The organism is Oleidesulfovibrio alaskensis DSM 16109, from assembly GCF_000482745.1.
In the GTDB taxonomy this organism is placed as follows: Bacteria; Desulfobacterota; Desulfovibrionia; order Desulfovibrionales; family Desulfovibrionaceae; genus Oleidesulfovibrio; species Oleidesulfovibrio alaskensis.
On record NZ_AXWQ01000004.1, the window covers coordinates 21294 to 43901 of the forward strand.

Here is a 22608-nt window from a genome sequence, read left to right on the forward strand (position 1 = left end):
TCCCGCAGGGAAGGCCTTTTTCATGCACACACAAAAAGCGGGGCCGCCATATGGCGGCCCCGCTTTACCTGTTCAGGCATACTGTTTTTTCCACTCCTGCAAAAAAAGCAGTGCTGTTTCCAGCTCCGTCAGAGTGCCTTTACGCTGCCGCACCGCCCAGCACAGATCATCAAATGACGCATCTGCCGGCAGGCCCAGGCGTTCGAGCAACTGCCCGAGCTCCGCTGTGAGCTCCGATGGCAGTTGCGCGCCGTGCAGGGCACTTTCCAGCGTACGGCGCACTGCCGGCCATGAGGGACGCTTTGCACGCACAAAATCAAGCAAGGCCTGCATCCGGTGCTCATAAGTATGCTCACGCAGCACCCTTTCTCTGGCACGAAGAGCATACGCCTGCCGCGCCTCTTCATCCTCCAGATAGTCCCGGATCAACCCGTGCATCTCCTCCACAGAGCTGAAGGTGACAAGTTCATCACAGGCAAAAAGTTCGGGCAGCAACGACCGTTGGTCCACAAGCTGAAACGCGCCGCACGCCGCCAGTTCAAATGTCCGGGGATTAACAAAATCTCCGCGGCCGACCAGTTCACTGGCGTGCACACTTGAATGCAGGTTAAGGTTGATACGGGTGGCATTATAAATTCTAACCGCATCTTCGGGTGAAACGCGCGCCCCGCCAAGCTGTACATGGCGCTGAAGCAAAGGCTCGCCTTCCCACTCCGTACCCCATATTTTAAAATCATATCCGGTAAACTGCCTGAACGCCAACCGTCTGTTGGGATAACCGGCCCCCATAAACGAGACATCGGCACCAAACCGGCGCTTTTCCACGGGGCTGAGGTCCACAGGCTTATGGAACGAGGCAAGAGCCGCCAGAGGCAGATACAGAGCGCCTTCCACACCCAGTTCTTCCAGCTTGTCCAGAAAATCATCCTTCTGGATAACTGCAAAAAAGTCATAGTACGGTGCAAAAGCACGCCAGTATGTGAACAGCCGATGGTCTTCCACAAACCACATGGCCGTTGCCACCCCGTCTCTGCGCAGCCTTTTGAGCGCCTGTCTGCTCAGAGGGGCCTGAGCAAGCGCCAGCACCAGATCAGGCTCAAAGGTCTCCACCTTGGCCAGCACCGCCTGCGAGACCACCTGCAGAAAACTGTTTTCCAGATACTCCAGACGATCGGTGGTGACACGCAACCCCTTCAACGCCGAAAAGGCCGAATGAAAATCCGGAGCCTCGAAAACCTCGACGGTATGCCCCAGATTACGTAACGCATCAACGCAGTACCGTCCCACGGGCAACGATCCGCCATACATGGGAAGCACCACCAGCACCCGCGCCTTTTCACCGCGCGACGCAGCATCATCACAAAGGGAACTGTTCATCATCACCTCGAAATAAATCAGCAGAAACCCGGCACGTCCGCGACATCCGGAAAGTCCCGCCCCGCCGCGTCCAGCATCCAGTCGCTCTCGCTGAAAAGAAAACGGCCCAGACTGTCCTGCAGTGCCATATCCTGCATGGCGCTCAGGCCTATGAGCCCGGCCCCTGCATTGGCCGTTTCCGGGCACACATGCTCCGCAACCAGCCGCCTCAGCTCCCGCCGCTCCGGCGCGGCCATATCCTCTCCGAACACGGGCAGATACGTCACACCCACGGCATCAAACATGCTGACAAGACCGGACAGATGCTCCGGATACGCTTCTGCGGCCTTACCGGCCAGCACCTGAAGAAACCGTTTGTCGGCAAAGGGAGCGAGGCAGGCCACGGACACAGGACACGGCCGGTTTTCCTCGCACGGGGAGCACTGAACCAGTCCTTGCCAGACTCTGTGCCCCATACCGTAAGGGCCCGTCTCGAAGCACCAGGCGGAAGAAAGAAAAAAAGCCTGCACGGGCGTACCCAGATGAGCAGCAAGATGCATGGTGCCGGTATCGGGAGTTATCAGCGTATCCAGCGTACCCACAACTTCGGCAAGGTCCGTGTACCCTGTTTTGCCCGCCAGCGTTACGGTACGCTCCACCATGGGGCCGGAAAAGTGGCGCATCAGCTGTCTGGCCAGCGTTTTTTCCGCAGCGGTGCCCAGCAGTGTTATTGCCGGACCTCCGGTTCCCTCAAAAACCGCCTGCACACAGGCGGCAAGCACTGCAGGCGGCAACGAGCGGCGTGAATCACGTCCGGCCAACACCACGCCTATACCGCCTCCCCCGCGTGCCGCCACGGGATTAACTTCTCCTGCACACACAGGGTTGCGCGCAAAATATGCCCAGAAGTCAACAAGATTGAGCGGTGCTATGCGGCGTTTTCTTGTCCAGCGAAAGGCCAGTCTTGCCCACAGCGGCACCTCAGGCTGCCCGCTGCGCATGGCATAACCGCGCACACTGTCAGCATCAAACAAAGCGGACAGCGAAAAATTAAGACGCGAAAAATTAAGATTATATACAGCGTCAAAACGCTCTGAAGCCAGCCTGCCGAACAGCATTCTGCTTGCGGCAAACACTTCCGCCGGAGAACCCGCTCCTCTGTGTGCCGCAAGGCCGTGCACGCAGAGCTGAGGATATACCAGACGGGCAAGCGGAACCAGCGAACTGTCCACAGCCAGATGCACCTCGTCATAGCGGCCGAGCAGCGTCAGAATGAGCCGCTTGGTCTGTATAATGTCCCCGAATCGGGCAAGCTGAATCACCAGTGCTTTTTTCATGTATTCTCTCTATGCGTAATACCTTTTTTTACTAGCCTATTCCGTCATCAGCGGCAAGAAGACCACACCGGCACTTTCCCCTTTTCCTTTACAGCGCACAATTGTATAACGCGGCAATGCGATATTACCCCATGTTGCTCAATCTTCAGGGAGCCGCCTGCCTCATCGTCGGCGGCGGGGAAGTAGGCAGGCGCAAGCTGCAGGCACTGCTGCCCTGCGAGCCCGCCTCCGTTATTGTGGTCGACCCGCGCACCGCCTCTTCGGACTGGCAGGACTTGCTATCCGGCGGTACGGTAGTGTACGAATGTCGTCCATTTGATGAAAATGATGTGACCGGTAAGGCGGTTGTATTTGCCGCTACGGGCAACGCCGCAGTAAACGCCGCAGTCGCCCGCGCCTGCAGGCACAACGGCATCCCCTGCAACGTGGCCGATGCCCCGCAGTCCGGCAGCTTCATTGTTCCCGCGCACTTCACCAGCGGAGACATTCTGGTCGCCCTTTCCACGGGGGGGCACAGTCCCGCTCTGGCACGGCGCATAAGGTCCGATCTTCAGGAATGGTTCGGAGACAGATATACCGCTCTGGCTGCCTTTATGGGCAGGGTGCGGCCTCTCATTCTGGATATCGGGCTTGAAACACACCGTAACACGGAAATTTTCAGAAATCTGGTCAATTCAGACCTCGCAGAAATGCTCCGGCATAACCGCAACACAGAAGCAGAAGCTCTTTTACGGAATCTGCTTCCCGAACAATTGCACAACAGAATCGGAGAGTTGCTGAATGAGCTTGCTTAAGCTGCTTACCCTGACCATTATCGTGCTCTACTTTCTGGGCACCTGTGTCGAGCTGTTCGGGCTGGTTACACGCCGCCAGCGAGTGACAAAGGCGGCATCGTGGCTTACCGTTGCCGGTTTCGGCGTGCATACCCTGCTGCTGGTCTTCAACATTCTCGACTCTTCATGGGCCGAAATGACCAAAGGGTATTACATGCAGATGCTCTCATGGAGCATGCTGCTCATCTATTTCATCATATGGTGGAGAATGCGTCTGGCCTTTCTGGCCATCACGGCCGCACCGCTGGCTCTGTTGCTGTTCATTTCCTCGTTGCGCATCACGGTGGTCCAGTCGGCTTTTCCGGCTTCCATGTCCGGCCTGTTTTTCAGTCTGCACATCGGGTCGCTTTTTCTCAGCCTCGGCTTGATGACCATGGCCTTCGGGGCGGGGCTCATATTCCTTTACCTTGACAAAAAAATTAAAAACAAGGACAGGTTAAGCGGTTTTGCAAAAGACCTTCCTTCGCTCAACGCCTTTGACAGAGTAAACCATGTAGCCGTCATGTCCGGCTTTCCGCTGTACACACTGGGCATGGCCAGCGGTTTCATTTGGGGGCACATCCAATGGGGACGTGCCATCACATGGGACCCCAAGGAAATGGTTTCTCTTGTGGTCTGGTTTCTGTTCGCCCTGCTTTTCCATCATCGGCTGGCACTGGGCTGGAGAGGCCGAAAGGCGGCAGTATTGGCCGTCTGGCTCTTTGCCCTAACCGTGTTTTCGCTTGTCGGCGTTAACTATTTCATGCCCACACACCACAGCTTTCAGCAGTAAATCATGGATCAGGAAATATTCATCATCGGTTTGAACCACCGTACCGCCGACGTGGAAGTACGCGAAAAGTTTGCGCTTACAGGCTGTACTTCTCTGGAACCCGCGGTGATACCGCTGGGCAACGGCATAAGTGAAGTCATCATTCTTTCCACATGCAACCGTGTGGAAATAATGGTCGCCGGACGCGGCGATGACGTGCCGGACACTGTGCTTTCACTGTGGGCCAATGCCAGAGGCCAGCATCCGGAAGAACTGCGCCCCTACGTCTACATCCACAGGGGGCTTGCAGCCGTTGAGCACCTGTTCACCGTGGCTTCAAGCCTCGATTCCATGGTGCTCGGAGAACCGCAGATTCTGGGACAGCTGAAAGATGCCTACCGCGATGCCGTGGCACGCAACACCACACGCGTCATTCTGAACAGAATGATGCACAAGGCTTTTTCCGTAGCCAAACGTGTGCGCACAGAAACAGCCGTGGCTTCCAGCGCGGTTTCCATCAGCTATGCTGCCGTGGAACTGGCCAAACGCATATTCGGCGAAATGAACGAATACAAAGCCATGCTCATCGGTGCGGGCGAAATGGCGGAACTGGCCGCAACACACCTGCTGAACTGTGGTGTGAATAAAATCTATGTAGCCAACAGAACCTTTGAACGCGGGCTTGAGCTGGCAAAACAGTTCGACGGCGAAGCCATTCTTTTTGAAGAGCTGTTCACCCGTCTGCCCGAAGTTGACATTGTCATCAGTTCCACAGGAGCGCAGCAGGCCGTCATAAGGGCAAAAGACATCCGTGACGTACTCAAACGCCGTAAAAACAGGCCCATGTTCTTCATTGACATCGCCGTGCCCCGTGACATTGATCCGGATGTGAACAACCTCGATAACGTCTACCTGTACGACATCGACGACTTAAAAGAAGTTGTTGAAGAAAACCTGTCGCACCGGCGCGAAGAGGCCGCCAAGGCTAAAGCCATTGTCAGATCCGAAACAGAAGTCTTCGGCCGTTGGCTGCGCTCGCTGGATCTGCAGCCAACCATTGTGGACATGTATTCCCGGTCCACTGAAATCGCGCAGGAAGAACTGCTGAAGACACTGCGCCGCATAGGGCCTGTGGATGAAAGCACTCAGAAAGCCCTTGAGGCAATGCTCAACGCCGTTGTGAAAAAAATTCACCACGAACCCATCTGCTTTCTGAAAAGACGATACGAAGAAGAGGATTCCGGCCAGCGCTACATAGACTTTGCGCGGCGCATGTTTAATCTGGATAACGAGCCTGAACAGCCGGAAGCACATAAAAACCGCAAACGGCCGCAGCCCGACCTGCCTGCGGGCTGTCCGGGGAAAACCATTCTATGAAACTTTACGTCATTGAAGACCTGCAACCGGAAGACATCTCGGTCATAACCGGCCGCCTGAAAGCCATGGAGCTTGAAGCCGGTCTTGAAGACCTTTACTGGCTTCCGGTTCCGCCGGAGCACCTGACCCCCGTGCAGAAAGAGCATCTGCCCCGGTGCGGCCCCTATGCCATGGCACTGGAAATTTGCGGCGATGCCCTTAGAATGGAACTGCTGGTCCGTGCACGCAATATGCTGCGCTGCGAATGCATCGCTTACGCATCTCCGGCTCTGCAATCCCATATGACCGGCTATCTTGACTCTTTGCTGTCAGAAAACGGCATCGCCATCTGAACGGGACAGCCCTTTTCCGCCGTTATACCGCGTTAAAGGGCTGCCGCCCACCCTGCCATGCCGTACCCGCCACTGCCTAACCAGCTTCCTGCAAGGCTGCAGGATATCCCCGCGCCGCAGGCACGTCTGTGTCTGGATGTCGGGCGTTTTATGACGGAACAGCTTGCCCGTACCGGCTGTATTTCCCGTGAGCAAGCCCTGAGCAGTGCCCCCCTGAACGGGTATACGATGCTGGCGGCTTGTTCCGGGGGCGCCGACTCCACAGCACTGCTGCTCATCCTGCATTATCTGGCTCCGCGCATGGGACATACCGTAGTTGCCGTTCACCTTGATCATGCGCTGCGACAGGAAAGCGCAGACGACGCGCGCTTTGTCGGTCAGCTCTGCTCCGCCGCCGGCATCAGGCTTTTTTCAGTCCGTACAGACGTTGCGGATTTGGCGGCCGCCGGACGCTGCGGTCTGGAGGAAGCAGGCCGCAAAGCACGTTATGCCTTTTACGCGAGAACAGCCGCCCTTTTTTCCCGCCCTGTCATATGTACCGGCCACCATGCGGATGATCTTAAGGAAGACGTGCTCATGCGCCTTATCCGCGGTGCAGGCTGGCCGGCACTCGGCGGAATGCAGGCCGTCATTCCCGAACGGAGCCTGCTGCGCCCCCTGCTTGTGACAGAAAAGAACAAGCTGACAACTTTTCTGGAAGCATGCCGGTGCCCATGGCGCGAAGATGCTTCAAATTCTGACCCGTCGTTCACCCGCAACCGCATCCGCAACACCATCATTCCCCTGTTGCAGCAAGAAAATCCTTCTTTCGGAACCACAATCACAGAACTATGGGAAGCCGCAGCCGCTGACAGAAACTACTGGGCAGACGTGCTGCCCGAACTGGCACCGGACAAAAACGGCCAGATTTTCATTGCCCGCAGCACACTGCAGGGTCTGCACAAAGCAGGCCGGCTGCGGCTGTACAAAAAAGCTCTGGAAGCTCTGGGCGCCGGACAGCCGCTGCATGCCTCCATCATGGCGCTGGAACATGCCTGGCACAGAAATCAGGGGGGCAAGTGCATTCAGTTCCCCGGCGGAAAAACAGCCAGGATACGCCATGGCGGCATATGCTTCTGCCTAACCGCCTGATTCTTTTTTATCCGATTGACAGGGTGCGATTCTTCGCAGTATGACTTCGTGAAATAAATGACAAGGAGGAATGACGTGAATATACTCATCTTCGGCCCCAACGGTAGCGGTAAGGGAACACAGGGTTCTCTGGTTAAGCAGAAATACAATCTGGCCCACATCGAATCCGGTGCCATCTTCCGCGAACACATCGGCGGTGGTACGGAGCTTGGTAAAAAAGCCAAGGAATACATCGATCGCGGCGATCTGGTCCCCGACGAAATCACCATTCCCATGGTTCTTGAAACGCTCAAGAGCAAGGGTGCCAACGGCTGGCTGCTGGACGGCTTTCCCCGTAACATGGTGCAGGCTGAAAAGCTGTGGGACGCGCTGCAGGCCGAAAACATGAAACTTGACTACGTCATCGAAATCCTGCTGCCCCGCGAAGTGGCCAAAAACCGCATCATGGGCCGCCGTCTGTGTGTCAACGACAACAACCACCCCAACAATATTTTCATCGACGCCATCAAGCCCGAAGGCGACAAGTGCCGCGTATGTGGCGGCGCGCTGAGCAGCCGTGCTGATGATCAGGACGAAGGTGCCATTAACAAGCGTCATGACATCTACTACAACACCGAAGACGGCACTCTGGCCGCTGCCTACTTCTACAAAGACCTCGCAGCCAAAGGCGCCACCAAATACATTGAACTGAACGGCGAAGGCGACATCAACTCCATCAAGGAAACCTTGCTGGCCCAGCTCGCCTAGTCTGATCTCTTCCGCCACAAAAAGGCCCCCGCTGAAAGCGGGGGCCTTTTCTTATGCATAACGCACCGACAGCAAGCAGGCGGTACATGTTCTGCGCGCGTGTACCTTCCGCACCACTGCCAGCGCCAACGGCCGGTTACTTGCGCCAGAACTCAGGCACAAAAAGGATGAAAACAGTATAGATTTCCAGTCTGCCCAGCAGCATGCACAGTGTCAGCACCCACTTGGCAGCCTGAGGCAGGTGGGCAAAATTCTCGGCGGGACCTACGGACCCCAGTCCCGGGCCGATATTGCCTATGCAGGCCGCCGTGGCGGAAAAGGCCGTCAGCACATCAACCCCCATAGCTGCTATGAGCGTGGATGACAGTACAAACAACCCGATATACAGAACAAAAAATCCCAGCACACCGGAAAGTACCTCTGCCCGCACAATGCGGTTGCCCAGCTTGACATAAGATACCGAGTGCGGATGGATCAGTCTGAAAATTTCATGATATGCCTGCTTGAGCAACAACAGCACTCTCATACATTTAATGCCGCCGCCGGTGGACCCTGCACACCCGCCAAGAAACGTCAGAAACAGCAATACTGCCATGGTTACGGGCGCCCACTGTTCATAATCCGCCGTGGCAAACCCGGTTGTTGTACAGATGGAAACAACCTGAAAAGCCGCATGACGCAATGCTTCAAGAAAACTGTCGTACTCTGTGCCATATACGGCCAGTGCAACCACAGCCGTACTGACAAGCACCACGACCGTATAAAAACGAAATTCCGCATCCTTGAGAAAAGCCCCGGGCTCTCCCAGCAGCAGACGGAAATGCAGAGAAAAATTAACACCCGCAATGAACATGAATATAATGATGACGGTCTGCAGGTATCCGCTGTCGTAGTGCCCCACAGAAGCATTCTTGGTTGAAAAACCGCCCGTGGCCATGGTGCCGAATGTATGGCAGATGGAGTCGAACACATCCATTCCCCCGAAATACAGCAACACAGCCTGCAGCACGGAAAAAAGCAGATAGACCTTCCACAGAGCCATGGCTGTATCTTTGATGCGGGGCTTGAGCTTGTCAGGCACAGGGCCGGGCACTTCGGCTTTGTACAGCTGCATGCCCCCCACGCCGAGAAAAGGCAGAATGGCAAGTGAAAGCACAATAATACCCATGCCCCCAAGCCAATGGGTGAGGCTACGCCACATAAGCAGACCGCGGGGGACTATTTCGATATCAGTCAGCACCGTGGAGCCGGTGGTGGTAAAGCCAGAAACGGATTCGAAAAGCGCGTCGGTAAATCCCAGCATGCCGCCGAACCAGAAAGGAAGCGCTCCGGCAATACCCGCCCCTATCCACCCCAGAGCCACAATAGCCATGCCTTCTCTGTGGTTCAGCAGGGTTTTGGTCCGCTCACGGAAAACGGCAATCAGGCAGCCGCCCGCAATCACTGTTATCCCCATGGAGTACAAAAGCGGCAATATACTTTCATCCTGATAGTATACGCCGAACATCAGCGGAAAAATCATGGTAAGTCCAACGGAGCAAAGCAACGCCCCGATGACATACAATGTATAGCCGATACGCATTACAAGCCGCCTAGTACGCCTTGAGCTTGACCATAAGAGCCTGCTCAACATCGGAAACCGCCTGACGTGTGGAAAGAATCAGGATGCGGTCCTGCGGCTCGATAACAGTGTCGCCGCTGGGGATGACGACCTCGGTGCCGCGCACCAGAGCCAGCACCAGCGCTCCCTTGGGAAAGCTCAGCTTATGGATGGGTCTGCCCACAATATCTGACTGCGCTTCCGCCAGCGCCTCCATCACTTCAGCCTCTTCCCCGCGGATGGCTACTGAAGAAAGCACCTTTCCTTTGCGGATATAATGCAGAATGCTGTTCACGGCTGACAGACGCGGGCTGACCGAATGCTCGATGCCGATGGCGCGGACAAGCGGCTGGTAAGCCACCTTGTTGATGCGCGCAACGGTTTTGCGCACGCCCATATTCTTTGCCAGCAGTGAGCAGAGAATATTGGTCTCTTCATCAGAAGTCAGACACACAACGGCATCCATGGTTCCGGCGTTTTCTTCACGCAGCAGATCCTGATCGGTGCCGTCACCGTGCAGAACAATGGTCGAGTTCAGCTTTTCTGCCAGCACAGCACAGCGTTCCTCATCGCGGTCGACAAGTTTGGTATGATAACCTTTACGCTCGAAAAGCGTGGCAAGACGCATACCTATGTTTCCACCACCCACAATAAGAGCACTCCGGATAGGGTCTTCCAGAGCGGCAACCACATTGCGGACCGATTCCAGGCTGGATTCGGTGCAGACAAAGTAGACCACGTCGTCTGCTCTGATTTCATCCATACCGGTAGGAATTATCAGCTCATCATTGCGCACTATGGCCGCAATGATCACATCGCCGTCGGAAATCACCGTCCGGAAATTCATCAGCCGCACACCGACAAGAGGTCCGGAACATATACGCATGCCCACCATGCGGATGCGTCCGTCGGCAAACTCGCTGTAATCAACGGCTCCCGGCAACGAAAGCAGCCGGTCGATGTTTTTTACCACTTCCACTTCAGGATTGATGATCATGCTTATATTAAGAATATCCTGAGCCAGAGCATCGCGGTACAGCGTATATTCTTCATTGCGTATGCGGGCCAGCTTGGTAGAAGCAGGCGAAATAATATTGGCGAACAGACATGCTATGATATTGATCTCGTCACTGTCTGTCACCGCCAGAATAATATCGGCATCTTCTGCACCGGCGTCGTGCAGCACCACGGGGCTGGACCCCGACCCCCTGATGGTCTGTACATCAAGCGCCTCGGCCACCCTGCGCAGGGCTTCGGGCTGCTGGTCCACCACCACAACCTGTTTATTCTCACGGGTCAGCCTGTGGGCTATGTGGTAGCCCACCTCACCCGCGCCGATAATAATAACCTTGAGCTGTTCAGCTTTCGGTTCTTTACGAAACAAACGCATTGTGCAATCCGTTCTCAAAAGATGAAACCAGAGGGACGCATCTGCCGGTCAACCATGGTCACTAGCAAAAGGACGGGGCCTGTTCAACCGCTATAACATGCCGTCAGCATTTACCAACATGCACAGTGGTGCGCGGGGCGCCCGGCAGAACAAAAAAGCCCGCCACCGAAGTGACGGGCAATACTAACTAGAGCAACAATACGATATTACTCGATTCCGTCCACAGCCTTGCTGAGACGGGAAATCTTACGGGCGGCGTTCTTCCAGTGAATAACGCCCTTGCTGGAAGCCTTATCCAGCACGGACATAGCGTCGGTCAGTTTTGCCTGAGCCTGCTCTTTATCCTTTTCCGTAACAGCTGTGCGAACGGCTTTGATAGCGTTCTTGATACGGGTTTTGACAGCGCGGTTACGTGCGGCTCTTTTGACACTCTGCTTATGCCGCTTAATGGCAGACTTATGGTTAGCCAAGGGACTCCCTCCAAAAAAAAGGCTTCTATGTGAAAAATTATATTTGACCTACTGGAACACTGGGGAACGAGTCATTTACAGTCAAGGCCGGACTCTTGTCAACCCTGACAGACTATTTTTTCCCGGCTGTTCCGGCAATTTTTTGCCTTGCCACCGTTACATCTGCAATGCACCGAAATCAGCAAGACGCCCAAGACGCTGCACAAGAGACTGCAGCAGATTCAACCTGTTACGTCTGATATGCGGATCTTCGCACATGACCATGACGCTGTCAAAAAAAGCATCCACGGCCGGACGAAGCACACCCAGCAGACCAAACAGCGCATGGTAATCATCCGCGGCCCACCGTGCTTCAAAATCAGGGGCGATGTCTTCCAGCGCACCGGCCAGCGCCTTTTCAGCTTCGTCCTCAAACAACGAAGCATCGTAGCAACCATCCAGTCCGCCGTCTTCCTCCTGCCCCTGCTTGCGGATAATATTCGCCGCACGCTTGAATGTAAGCACCGCCTGACCGAATTCTGCAGATTTGCTGAAACGGTCCAGAGCCTCCAGCCGGGCACCTGCGGCCCACACATCGTCGGCACCGGCATGCAGCGCGGCTTCCACAAGAAGCGTTTCATGCCCTTGTGACACAAACAGGTTTTTCAGACGCAACACAAAGAATTCATGCAGCTTTTCGGCTGCCTGCTCAGGTTCCAGCTTCCATTGACGTTCACCGTAGCCTTCCTGCGCGTATCTGAAAAGCTCGCGTACATCGAAACGAAGACCTTTTTCCAGCATAATACGCGCAATACCCAGCGCACAACGCCGCAATGCATACGGATCGGCCGCACCTGTAGGAATCATGGACAGTCCGAAACAGCCAGCCAGCGTATCAGCCTTGTCAGCTATGGAAAGCAGCGCACCGCACAAAGAATCAGGAACAGGGCTTTCGGGACCGGCCGGCAGGTACTGCTCGCTGACAGCCTGGGCGACAATCTCGTCCTCTCCTTTCCGGCGTGCGTAAATGCCGCCCATGATCCCCTGCAGCGAATCAAACTCGTACACCATTTCCGAGACAAGATCAGCCTTGGACAACCGGCCTGCACGGGCGGCCTGTTCCTGAATATCAGGAGCCACGGCGGCAGCCAGCCAGCGGCACAGCCTTTCCAGACGGCGCGTTTTGTCACCCATGCTGCCCAGCGGAGCAAGAAAGATGACGTTGTCCAGCTTGGCAAGCCAGCTGTCAAAATCGGAAGCAAGGTCCGCCTTCCAGAAGAAACGGGCATCTTCAAGACGTGCACGCAACACCCGCTCCCAGCCTTTTTTAACCAGCGCGGAATTCTGCGGCGTCATGTTGAGCACAGTCAGAAAGTGCGGCATCAGGCTGCCATCGGCAGCGGCAACGCCAAAGCTCTTCTGATGGCTTTCCATACTGGTCAGCAGAACCTCTGCCGGCAGTTCCAGAAAAGATGGATCAAAATCTCCCAGACAGGGAACAGGATGCTCGCAAAGGCCCTGTACTTCGTCCAGCAGGGAGTCTTTCCAGAGGATACGGCCACCGGCCTGTGCGGCAAGGGCGTCTCCACCTTCTACGGTCACGCGGCGCCGGTCGGCAGCGCACAAGGTGACATGGCACTTATCGCGCACGGTACCGGCATAGGCGTCTGCTCCGGAAACCTCAAAAGGCCCCGGACCATGAACCCTGTGCCCACAGGTTTCGTTGCCGGAAACAATCCCCGCCACTGTGAACGGTACTACTTCACTGTCAAAGAGGGCCAGCACCCAGCGCAGAGGACGGCCGAACGTAAAATCGCCGCTCCCCCACTTCATTTTTTTAGGGAAAGGTAAAGCTGCAATGATCTCAGGGGCCACCTCTGACAGAATTTCCTGTACGGGACGGCCGCCGGTTTTCTTGCGCACCGCAAGGTATTCACCTTTATCGGTGGTCAGCGTGAAAAGCTCGTCCAGCTCAGCGCCCTGCGTTCTGGCAAATCCTTCGGCCGCCTTGGTAGGCCGGCCTTGTGCGTCAAAAGCTATACGCACGGGCGGACCGGAAACTACTTCTTCAGCTTCGCGCTGCACGGCATCAATATTTTCAATGGTCAGAGCCAGCCTGCGCGGGGTTGACTGCACATTCAGAGTACCGAATTCCACATTGGCTGCTGCAAGCGCAGCCTCAAACCGCGAAGCAATCTCCTGCTCCAGTCCGGAAAGGAAACGGGCAGGCAGTTCTTCTGTTCCAATCTCCATCACGAAAACAGACATATATGACTCCCCTATCCTTTCCTGATTCCGGTATTGAGCATGGGATAGCCCATTTCCTCACGCTGTGCGGCATACAGCCGCGCCACGGAAGAAGCAAGCACACGCACTCTGCCGATATACCCCGTTCGTTCCGTAATGGAAATCGCTCCGCGAGCATCCAGCAGGTTGAACGTATGCGAGCACTTGAGGCAATAGTCATACGCAGGCCAGAGAAGCTGCTTTTCACACAGGCGGGTGCATTCGCGCTCGTACGCATTGAAAAGTTCCAGCAGCATGCCCGCATCACTTTCTTCGAAATTGTAACGGGACATTTCTACTTCGTTCCGATGGTAGATATGCCCGTATGTCACAGTGTCATTCCACATCAGGTCATAGACCGACTCTTTTTCCTGCAGATACATGCACAGCCGCTCAAGACCGTAGGTAATCTCGACACTTGTCGGGCTTAGATCAATGCCGCCGACCTGCTGAAAATACGTGAACTGAGTGACTTCCATACCATTGAGCCAGACTTCCCAGCCGAGCCCCCATGCCCCGAGCGTCGGCGATTCCCAGTCATCTTCCACAAACCGGATGTCGTGTTCTGCGGGGTTGATGCCAAGAGCGCGCAGGCTGTCGATATAAATCTCCTGCACATTGTCGGGAGAAGGTTTGAGAATGACCTGAAACTGAAAATAATGCTGCAGGCGGTTGGGATTTTCTCCGTAGCGGCCGTCCGTGGGACGTCTGGATGGTTCCACATACGCCACATTCCACGGTTCGGGGCCGATCACGCGAAGAAAGGTGGCAGGGTTGAACGTCCCCGCACCACATTCGCTGTCAAAAGGCTGCTGTATGGCACAGCCTCTGCGGGCCCAGAAATTCTGCAGCGTAAGAATAACGTCTTGAAAGTTCATATTTTCCCCTAAATCACTATAAATAGTACACCATCCGGCCGGAACGGTCCGTCCCGTCATATTCTGCGGAACCGGCCCTTATCCCAGACAAGGCCTACATGGTATTGAATAAACGCATCAACAGCGCGGCCCCACTGCTTCCACCCTTCGGGTGACAGCGGAATATCAGTCCACATGAGCGGGGGATTCTCCTGCACAAATCGAACGGCGTCAAGGGTTTCAGCGGACATCATAAAACCGCCGCCGGACGCGCCCCCGTGTGCCGAACACTCAAACACACCTTCACGGGGCAAAAAGCGGACACCGGCAACATCTTTCAGCCGCATGCCGCAGCGCGCACAACGGACAGGATCAATGCGATAGCCCTGATCAAAAGCCAGCCGCCCCCGAAAAAGCACCGGAAAAATTTCCGGCACCACATCGGCCGTTTCCAGCAATTCCAGCATGCCGCACGTCAGATCATACGCATCGGCAGCACCCTCAGGCCCTACTCCCATGGCTTCCACAAACTTGATGCAGTTGGCAGCCACACCGGTACGGCCCCAGTCGGAGCGCAAACGGACAGGGCCGTTGAGCAGAGTCCCTTCGTCCAGACACAGATATGTACGCCGCTTGTCACTGGAAACCTTTACCAGCACATGGTTGAGCGCATCAAGACACCCGCAGAAACGTCTGCGGCTGCGGCACCCGCCAAAAGCAAACGCAGTAATCACGCCTCTTGAGGGAGACAAAAAGCGGACCCATAAGTCCGCTTCCCGAAATCTGCCGGTGCGGAGCACCAGCGCTTTTTCCGTAAAATCCATATCCCTCTTGCCGGTAACGGCTATGGAAACTGCAACGTAACCACATCTCCGGGTGCGGCTTCCACCGGAACGGCACGCCCGTTCAGCTTCACGTCCACTCCGCCGCCATTGCCCAGCTTGACAGAAAGCGACTTGTCAAACCGGAACACCACCGCCTGACCGGCCCGCAAAAAAAGCTCTTGATCTCTCACATCATCCATGCGGGCCTCTATCCAGCAGTCGAGGCGGGCCTCGACCCGCAGTTGCTGCTCACCTGCGGCTGCGGCTTTTTTCTGACCGGCCACAGGGGCCTGTTCTGCCTGCGGAACAGGAACTGCCGGAACAGGCGGGGCAACGGGGGCTTTTTGCGGCACAGGCTGCTGTGCTGTCTGTGCACCGGTGCCGGCGGTGTCTGCCGCAACGGCCATTTCTGCAGGCGCCGGAGCAACGATACGGGATGCCGCACCGGAAGAGGCCTTGCCGGTTTCGTTCACAGGCTCGGCTGATTCCGCGGCATTGCCCTGCACAGAGGTGGCGTTGCCTTCAGCCGCGGACGGCGTGGAAACCGCAGGCACCGCAGCAGCCGGCACAGACGACCCGTTGCTCTGCACGGTATCGCTCCGCTGCTGTTTTTCGGCAACCACAGGAGCCACCAGATAACGGTACGCCAGGTAACCGCCTGCGGCAAGCAACACCACAACAAGCAATCCGGCCACCAGCGGAGCGGTTCTGCGCCGCGGTTTTACCACCAGCTTGGGCGGCGGCAGCACGGGATCATCGTCACTGTCGTCCACAAATTCCTGTTCAACGACTGAACGCACCAGTTCGGCATCAAACTCCAGCAAACGGGCATAGGTTTTGACAAACCCCTTGGCATACACGGGGTGAGGAAAACTGTCGTTGCGGCCCTCCTCAATGGAGGAAATGATTCTTGCGGCGATCTTGGTGCGTTTTTCCGCATCCTTCAAAGACATGCCGCGGGCTTCACGCGCCTGCCGCAGCGCCTGTCCCAATTCTTTCAAGGTCATCAGCGTCTCCTTGACTAGAGGCGGATATCAACCACCGCACGTTCACGCAGCTTTCGTGTATATTCTTCGAAACGCTCTTTAAGCATGGGTTCACGCAGCTTAGCTTCAATTTCATCGGCCACTTCGTCCACGGGGCGGACAGTGCCTTCAATCACTTCGTCCACATGCAGATAGGCCGCACGGCCGTCATACTCAATCGGGCGACTGAGGCCCCCTGCGGCCACACCTTCAAGAGCCTGCTTCCACTGGCTCACCAGCGAACTCCAGTCCAGCTTGCCTATGGCACCGCCGCTGCTGGCTGCAGGGCCCACAGAATATTTCTTCACCGCATCGGCAAAGCTGATATTCCCCTCGCGGATATCGCGCAGCACAGGTTCCGGATCTGCCGTGGGGGCAAATACAAGCAGGCTAAGACTGATGGATTTATCCTGCATATATTCGTTTTTATGCTCTTCGTAATACGCTTCAATATCCTGACGGGTCACAACGACCTTTCTGCTGACCATAAAGGAAAGCAGCTTCTGACGCATGATATTGTTGCGGATAAGCCCCCGGTAAAAATCAAGATCCTGACCTTCGGACTTCAGCTGAGCCACCAGCTGATCTTCGGTTATCTGCATGCGGGCCAGCAGCGAACGCAGTTCATTATCCACGGCGGCATCGTCTGCCCCCAGATTATAGCGTTCAGCTTCCTGCACCATCAACCTGTCCACGATCATGTCTTCAAGAGTCTCGGACTCAATCTTTTTTATGGCGGCCGCATCCGCAGGATCAAGGGCACTGAGGCCGGCACGGTGCAGCTTGGAAGCGGCACGGGCCTGCAGGTCGTATTGTGTGATTATCTCACCGTTCACAACGGCAACAATTTTATTGATTACCGTTTCCGCCCCGGCACCGGCGACAAACACCGCAAGGGCAGAAACAGTCAAAACGCCGAGCTTGAGTAGACGCAGCAAGAAACCCTCCTGAACAGCCCGCACAACGGGCCAGTTGGTAAGATGCATATAATCTGTGGGATGTAATATCTTTTAATCAGCATTGCAACGAGCGCCGGAAAACACCTGCCCGTCAAGGGCCGCGTCAGCTTGCCCCCGTGGCATTGAACGCTTCCGGAGCGGCAGGCTCCTCCGGCTCCGGCGCCAGTTCCGGAACAGGAGTCTCATCTTCGCCGGGGCGAAGCAACAGGTCAGAAACTTTCACCTCCGCGCTCTCCAGACGTTTTTCCAGCCATTGAGCATAGACCTGCTGCATTTTCTCCTCGATAAGCAGACGCTCGATGATGGGATAGGCCTGAGACGGACCGAGAACTTTTTCCGGCAGCAGCCCCAGCATGATAAAAGCCTCATAGCCAGCTTCGCCGTTAAGCACAGGTGAAGCCTGCCCGTCTTCAAGCTTGGCCAGCAGCTGCTTCCATGTGCCGTGAACCCGGTCTTCTCGCATTTTCAGCTCCCGGACCGAAAGCTGGCTGAAGCTGCCGAGCACCTCTGCCCGGTCCTTACCTTCTGTCAACAAATCGCGGGCCTTTTCCACAGTGCCTCTGTCCGGTCCGGAAATGTACAGAAAATTAATTCTTTCCGGCAGGTAAAAATCGCTCAGATGCGCTTTGTAATAATCTTCAGCTTCTTCAAAACTCAAAGAAATCGCAGGCCGCAGAATTTCGGAACGGAACTTTTCGCGCTGCAGATGCTGCCGCAGCATATACCGCCATGTGGCAAGGTCTATGTAATCTTCGACAAGCACTTTTTCAAACTCACCGGGGGGGTAGTCGGCCCGCACCTCTTCCTCGGCTTTCAGCACCTCTTCATCTGTCACGTCCAGTCCGGATTTTTCCAGATCCTGCTCCACAAGGCGCTGTACAATAAGTCCGGCAAGCGCACTGCCGTAGTCCTTGCGCAACTGATCGACGGAAGGGACCATGGCGCCGCTCCAGCTCAGATGATCCAGATCATAGCGGGCTTCCAGCTCCTGAAGATACACAGGGCTGCCGTTAACCGTGGCCACCACGCCCTGCTGTTCCACATCGTCTTTGCAGCCGGCTGCTGCCATAATCACACATGCAGCCACCACGGCCGCAATCTGTCTGCGCATATCCATCCCGATTGGTTTTAGCTACTGTGCCCGCAGCAATTCAAGTTCCGACTGCAGGGCAGAAAGCCGGTCTTCAAAAGCGGAACCTTCCGGCAGCTGGATTTCCATGATGGCAGGCGGCACCAGACGTGCCCTGCCTGCCCTTTCTGCAACCCAGCCCACCAGTGTGGCAGGAGAAACCGCTCCGGCGTTTTCCGCCCAGGTCAGCCTCACCTTATCCGCAAAAATATCAGCCTTCTGCACATCAAGAGTACCCAGATAACGCTTGAGGCGCAGTATTCCCAGAAAAGCCTGAAGCTCCTGCGGAAAATGACCGAACCTGTCCCGCATTTCCAGCTCGATGCTTTCCTGCGCAGCACCGTCCGCTGCCGAAGAAAGAGCCTTGTAATATTTCAGACGCTCTCTTCCATCGTCCATATAGCCTTCGGGAATATGAGCCGTAATGCCTATGTTAAGCTCGGTCTGCACATCATCGCGCACCGGCTCACCCTTCAGGCGGGCCACTTCTTCTTCAAGCATTTCAAGATACATGTCCAGACCGATCTTGACCATGTGTCCGGACTGCACCTCGCCAAGAATATTACCGGCCCCACGCAGACGCAGGTCTTCCATGGCGACCTGAAAACCGGCCCCCAGATAATCCATTTCAAGTATTATTTTCAGGCGCTTGCGTGCAAGTTCCGGCACACCGTCCACATCCGGCACAACAAAGACAGCATGAGCCTGCCGGTCGGAGCGGCCCACCCTGCCGCGCAACTGATACAGCTGTCCCAGACCGAACATCTGCGCCTGATCCACCACAAGCGTGTTGGCACGGGGAAAATCCAGCCCCGATTCCACAATGGCGGTACAGACAAGAACGTCCAGTTCCGCATGCCAGAACTTGTGCATGGTTTCTTCCAGCGCCTTTTCCGACATCTGGCCGTGGGCCATACCCACGCGGGCGTCAGGAACAAGCGACCGGACATACTCGGCCACACGCTCAAGTCCCTGCACCCTGTTGTGCACCCAGAAAACCTGCCCCTCGCGCTGCAGTTCGCGCAGCAGAACCTCGCGCAGAATATCAGGGTCCCGGTCTATGAGAGCGGTCTTTACGGGCTTGCGCTCCGGCGGAGCCGTTTCAATGACGCTCAGCTCACGGATGCCCGACATGGACAGCTGCAGAGTCCGCGGAATAGGAGTTGCAGTCAGGGTAAGCACATCCACGTTCCTGCGCATTTTCTTCAGGCGTTCCTTATGCCGCACGCCGAACCGCTGTTCTTCATCCAGAATAAGCAGGCTCAGATTCGGCAGGATGACATCATCAGACAAAATCCTGTGCGTACCGATCAGAATGTCAATCTGCCCGCGTTCACACGCGGCCAGCACTTCCTTCTGACGCTGACGTGAAACAAACCGGCTGAGCATACCCACATTGACGGGAAACTGCCCGAGGCGGCTCCGGAATGTCTGGAAATGCTGTTCCGCCAGCACGGTGGTGGGGCACAGCAGAGCCACCTGTTTTCCGTCCATGGCGGCGCGGAATGCCGCCCGCAGTGCGACCTCCGTCTTGCCGAAGCCCACATCGCCGCATACAAGTCTGTCCATGGGTTCAGCACGTTCCATATCATCAAGAACGTCCTCGATGGCCCGCGCCTGATCAGGAGTCTCCTCAAACCCGAACGATGCCTCGAACTCGCGGTACATGTCGTTTACGGGAGAATAACGGTATCCTTTTGCAACCTTGCGCCACGCATACATCTCCACCAGATCATGCGCGATCCTCTCGATGGCTTTACGGGCTTTGGACTTGCTGGCGCTCCAGCCGGCACCGCCCAGCTTGTCCAGCGAAGGTGCCGTACCGTCAGGCCCCTTGAACCGCTGAACCAGAGAAAGTCTGTCCACAGGCAGGTACAGCTTGTCATCACCGGCATAACGGAGCAGAAGGTAATCGTTTGAGACGCCCCCCAGATCCATTCGCAGCAAGCCCTCGAAACGGGCGACGCCGTAATCGCGGTGAACCAGCATGGCCCCCGCCTCAAGGTCGTCGTAGGATTTCAACCCCGCAAAAGCGCCGGACCGCACCCTCTGCTGCCGTGTACGCGGCTGCAGCACATCTTCGCCCAGCACAACCGAGTTATCCCACTGCAGTTCAGCCCCCTTGCGGAAAGCCGACACAAGAGCAAAAACACCAGCGGTGCTTTTGTCATACCGCAGATACGGACTGATGCCGTCCTGCTGGGCCAGTGAAAGAAATTTGGCCCTGCTGCGCGCCGAACCGAAACTCAGAACAGTCTGGCGTCTGGTGCGGCTCCATTCCTTGAGAGCTTCAATAAGTGTCTGCCACGGCCGGTCGCTCTGCTCTTTTTCGTAAAAAAGATCCTGAAAGACCTCATACCCGCGTTCCGGCAGGTTTTCTCCCTTCTGCTCCACTCCCATGACCAGTTCTTCAAAGTACACACGCACTGTCTGCCCGAACAAAGCGGTGACGTCTTCCGCCTCACGGATGGTCATGGCCGCAGGCTGATGAATGCCGTACTCCCGCTCCTGCTGGTCGGAAAAATCATCCCATGTTCTGGCAGACTGCTTGAGTGCTTCGGCCACATCCCTTTCAGCAGGCAGAATATAGACCGCATCGGGCGGCAGCCAGCGCTCCAGAAAAACGGCATCCTGATAGTATACCCCCGGCAGTAGCGTTGCACGGGCCTCTCCTGCGGCCACATCAAGCGCTGCAGGCGCACCGTCCGGCAGCAGGCCGGACTCGGCAGCCCGCTGCCAGAAGCTGCGGGCCTCGGCACGGGGTGCGCCTTCCAGCACCACCGGCGCAGTGGGAATAAGAGTCACCTCCGCAAGATTGCCTTTTGACCTCTGGCTTGAAGGATCAAAAAGACGGATTTCTTCCAGAGTGTCGCCGAAAAAGTCCAGCCGTACCGGTTTGGCATAGCCCGGCGGAAAAATATCCAGAATATCCCCGCGCAACGCTATTTCTCCGGGCTGGGTGACATATGCGGTGCGCGTGTATCCCCACTCCACAGCCTGTTCCATGACCAGCCCGGGGGACATGTCCTCGCCGGTCGAAAGAACCAGCTGATGCTTATCAAAAAGGGAAGGAGGAGGAAGCTTGGGAATGAAATTATCAAGCGATACTATGACCGCCTGCGGCATGTGCCGCCTGTTGAGCGCATACAGGCTGGCCATGCGTGCTGCCCACGCAGTACGTCCGGGGCTGCCCGCCGGATGCTGGGGAATAATAATCCAGCGACGCTCCCACGCGGGTACCGTCAGACTCACGTCCTCCGACGATTCGTCCGGCGAAAAGAGCGTTGCCAGCGCCCTGAGCTCTGCCAGCTCATCAGCATTGCGGGCAACCAGCACAACACTCCGGCCCTGATCAATCAGTTCCTTTGCCAGTCTGGCACGGGTCGCAGGGCCGCTGCGGGCCACATGCAGGCTGTGCGCCGCACCGCCGCCCAGCCTTTTCGCTATTTCTTCAAACTGCACAGTGAATCCGTAAAAAAAAGTACGTCAACAAGCAAAAGCCGCCACCCCGCTGACGGGTTGATGGCGGCTTCAGCAAACGCGACAAGGCAGGCTACAGCGTGCCAAGTGCGCTCATATCTTCGTGTGATAGCAACCGGTCGAGATCGAGCAGAATCAGAAGCCTGTCCTGCAGCTTGCCCACACCGCTTATGTAATCCGATTCCATACCTGCAACCACCGGTGGCGGCGGTTCGACCGTTCCGGCCGGAATACGCAGGACTTCGGAAACCGAATCCACAATAAAGCCCACGATCATGTTATTTATCTCAATAACAATAATACGCGTATGCTTGTCATGCTTTTTGGAATCAAGTCCGAATCTGCGACGCAGGTCAATAATGGGAATGACCTTGCCGCGCAGATTGATGACACCTTCGACAAACTCGGGAGCCCGGGGTACTTTAGTGATCTCCATGGTACGGATAATTTCCTGTACCTTGAGGATCTCGACGCCGAACTCTTCTTCGCCGATACTGAATGTCACCAGCTGCAACAGCTCGTCATCCTGCTTTCTCTGAGTCTCATTCATGCTGACAACTCCTTTGTCAAATCCGTGACCGGATCTGCTCCTGCCGCAGGGCAAGAATCACTTGCATAATTGTGAACCAAAACAAGAGCGTTGGCAACCCATGCCGGTTATAAGACAGTCGGGGAAGCACACCCCGCAGTCTCCTACAAAATGGTTGTAAAACGATTCGCGGTCGCGTAAAAGGATTTTTACCTG

19 protein-coding genes are annotated in these 22608 nt (G+C 56.0%); 6 read left to right on the forward strand and 13 right to left on the reverse strand.

Features of this window, described 5'->3' with window-relative positions; all coding sequences use genetic code 11:
* Positions 1-72: 72 nt before the first annotated feature.
* Together H586_RS0100145 and H586_RS0100150 are read right to left on the reverse strand one after the other, a co-directional pair.
* Positions 73-1377, reverse strand: coding sequence for a CgeB family protein (locus H586_RS0100145; RefSeq protein ID WP_034618386.1), 1305 nt, complete (start codon positions 1375-1377; stop codon positions 73-75).
* Between the two features lie 17 nt (positions 1378-1394).
* Positions 1395-2693: a glycosyltransferase family 9 protein gene (locus H586_RS0100150; RefSeq protein WP_027181085.1), complete on the reverse strand. Its 1299-nt coding sequence runs from the start codon at positions 2691-2693 to the stop codon at positions 1395-1397.
* Between the two features lie 131 nt (positions 2694-2824).
* Between H586_RS0100150 and H586_RS0100155 the strand changes: the two genes are divergently transcribed.
* The 6 genes from H586_RS0100155 to H586_RS0100180 all read left to right on the forward strand — a co-directional run bounded on the left by H586_RS0100155 (position 2825) and on the right by H586_RS0100180 (position 7864).
* On the forward strand, positions 2825-3487 hold the full coding sequence (locus H586_RS0100155) for a precorrin-2 dehydrogenase/sirohydrochlorin ferrochelatase family protein (protein WP_234702919.1): 663 nt from the start codon (positions 2825-2827) through the stop codon (positions 3485-3487).
* Complete coding sequence (locus tag H586_RS0100160) at positions 3474-4298, forward strand: cytochrome C assembly family protein (protein WP_011367927.1); 825 nt, start codon at positions 3474-3476, stop codon at positions 4296-4298. Before H586_RS0100155 ends, H586_RS0100160 begins: the two co-directional genes overlap by 14 nt.
* A gap of 3 nt (positions 4299-4301) precedes the next feature.
* On the forward strand, positions 4302-5654 hold the full coding sequence (gene hemA / locus H586_RS0100165) for a glutamyl-tRNA reductase (protein ID WP_011367928.1): 1353 nt from the start codon (positions 4302-4304) through the stop codon (positions 5652-5654).
* A complete protein-coding gene (locus tag H586_RS0100170; protein ID WP_027181087.1) occupies positions 5651-5986 on the forward strand; it encodes a hypothetical protein in 336 nt (111 codons plus the stop codon). The genes hemA and H586_RS0100170 overlap by 4 nt, the downstream gene beginning before the upstream one ends.
* Positions 5987-6043: 57 nt before the next feature.
* Complete coding sequence (gene tilS / locus H586_RS0100175; protein WP_034618388.1) at positions 6044-7117, forward strand: tRNA lysidine(34) synthetase TilS; 1074 nt, start codon at positions 6044-6046, stop codon at positions 7115-7117.
* A gap of 75 nt (positions 7118-7192) precedes the next feature.
* The gene (locus H586_RS0100180) at positions 7193-7864 is read left to right on the forward strand and encodes an adenylate kinase (protein WP_011367931.1); all 672 of its coding nucleotides are present in this window, start codon (positions 7193-7195) and stop codon (positions 7862-7864) included.
* A 136-nt stretch (positions 7865-8000) separates the two neighbouring features.
* On the opposite strand, the gene H586_RS0100185 is transcribed toward H586_RS0100180, so the two are convergent.
* The 11 genes from H586_RS0100185 to H586_RS0100235 form a co-directional block, all read right to left on the reverse strand.
* Complete coding sequence (locus H586_RS0100185) at positions 8001-9446, reverse strand: TrkH family potassium uptake protein (protein WP_011367932.1); 1446 nt, start codon at positions 9444-9446, stop codon at positions 8001-8003.
* Positions 9447-9456: 10 nt separating this feature from the next.
* Entirely contained in the window at positions 9457-10854 is a 1398-nt protein-coding gene (gene trkA, locus H586_RS0100190) for a Trk system potassium transporter TrkA (RefSeq protein WP_011367933.1), read from the reverse strand.
* A 206-nt stretch (positions 10855-11060) separates the two neighbouring features.
* A complete protein-coding gene (gene rpsT / locus H586_RS0100195; protein WP_011367934.1) occupies positions 11061-11324 on the reverse strand; it encodes a 30S ribosomal protein S20 in 264 nt (87 codons plus the stop codon).
* A 156-nt stretch (positions 11325-11480) separates the two neighbouring features.
* Complete coding sequence (gene glyS, locus H586_RS0100200; protein ID WP_027181090.1) at positions 11481-13571, reverse strand: glycine--tRNA ligase subunit beta; 2091 nt, start codon at positions 13569-13571, stop codon at positions 11481-11483.
* Between the two features lie 11 nt (positions 13572-13582).
* Positions 13583-14467: a glycine--tRNA ligase subunit alpha gene (gene glyQ, locus H586_RS0100205; protein WP_011367936.1), complete on the reverse strand. Its 885-nt coding sequence runs from the start codon at positions 14465-14467 to the stop codon at positions 13583-13585.
* Positions 14468-14523: 56 nt separating this feature from the next.
* Positions 14524-15270: a DNA repair protein RecO gene (recO, locus tag H586_RS0100210; RefSeq protein WP_011367937.1), complete on the reverse strand. Its 747-nt coding sequence runs from the start codon at positions 15268-15270 to the stop codon at positions 14524-14526.
* A 20-nt stretch (positions 15271-15290) separates the two neighbouring features.
* Entirely contained in the window at positions 15291-16277 is a 987-nt protein-coding gene (locus tag H586_RS0100215) for a helix-turn-helix domain-containing protein (RefSeq protein ID WP_027181091.1), read from the reverse strand.
* Positions 16278-16291: 14 nt separating this feature from the next.
* Positions 16292-17233 (reverse strand): peptidyl-prolyl cis-trans isomerase, encoded by a 942-nt coding sequence (locus tag H586_RS0100220; protein WP_011367939.1) that lies wholly within the window; start codon positions 17231-17233, stop codon positions 16292-16294.
* 124 nt (positions 17234-17357) lie between these two features.
* Entirely contained in the window at positions 17358-18365 is a 1008-nt protein-coding gene (locus H586_RS0100225) for a SurA N-terminal domain-containing protein (RefSeq protein WP_027181093.1), read from the reverse strand.
* A 21-nt stretch (positions 18366-18386) separates the two neighbouring features.
* Positions 18387-21845 carry a transcription-repair coupling factor gene (gene mfd / locus H586_RS0100230; protein ID WP_051363796.1) on the reverse strand — a complete coding sequence of 1153 codons (3459 nt, stop codon included), beginning with the start codon at positions 21843-21845 and terminating at the stop codon, positions 18387-18389.
* Between the two features lie 91 nt (positions 21846-21936).
* Positions 21937-22413 carry a chemotaxis protein CheW gene (locus H586_RS0100235; RefSeq protein WP_011367942.1) on the reverse strand — a complete coding sequence of 159 codons (477 nt, stop codon included), beginning with the start codon at positions 22411-22413 and terminating at the stop codon, positions 21937-21939.
* Positions 22414-22608: the final 195 nt, after the last annotated feature.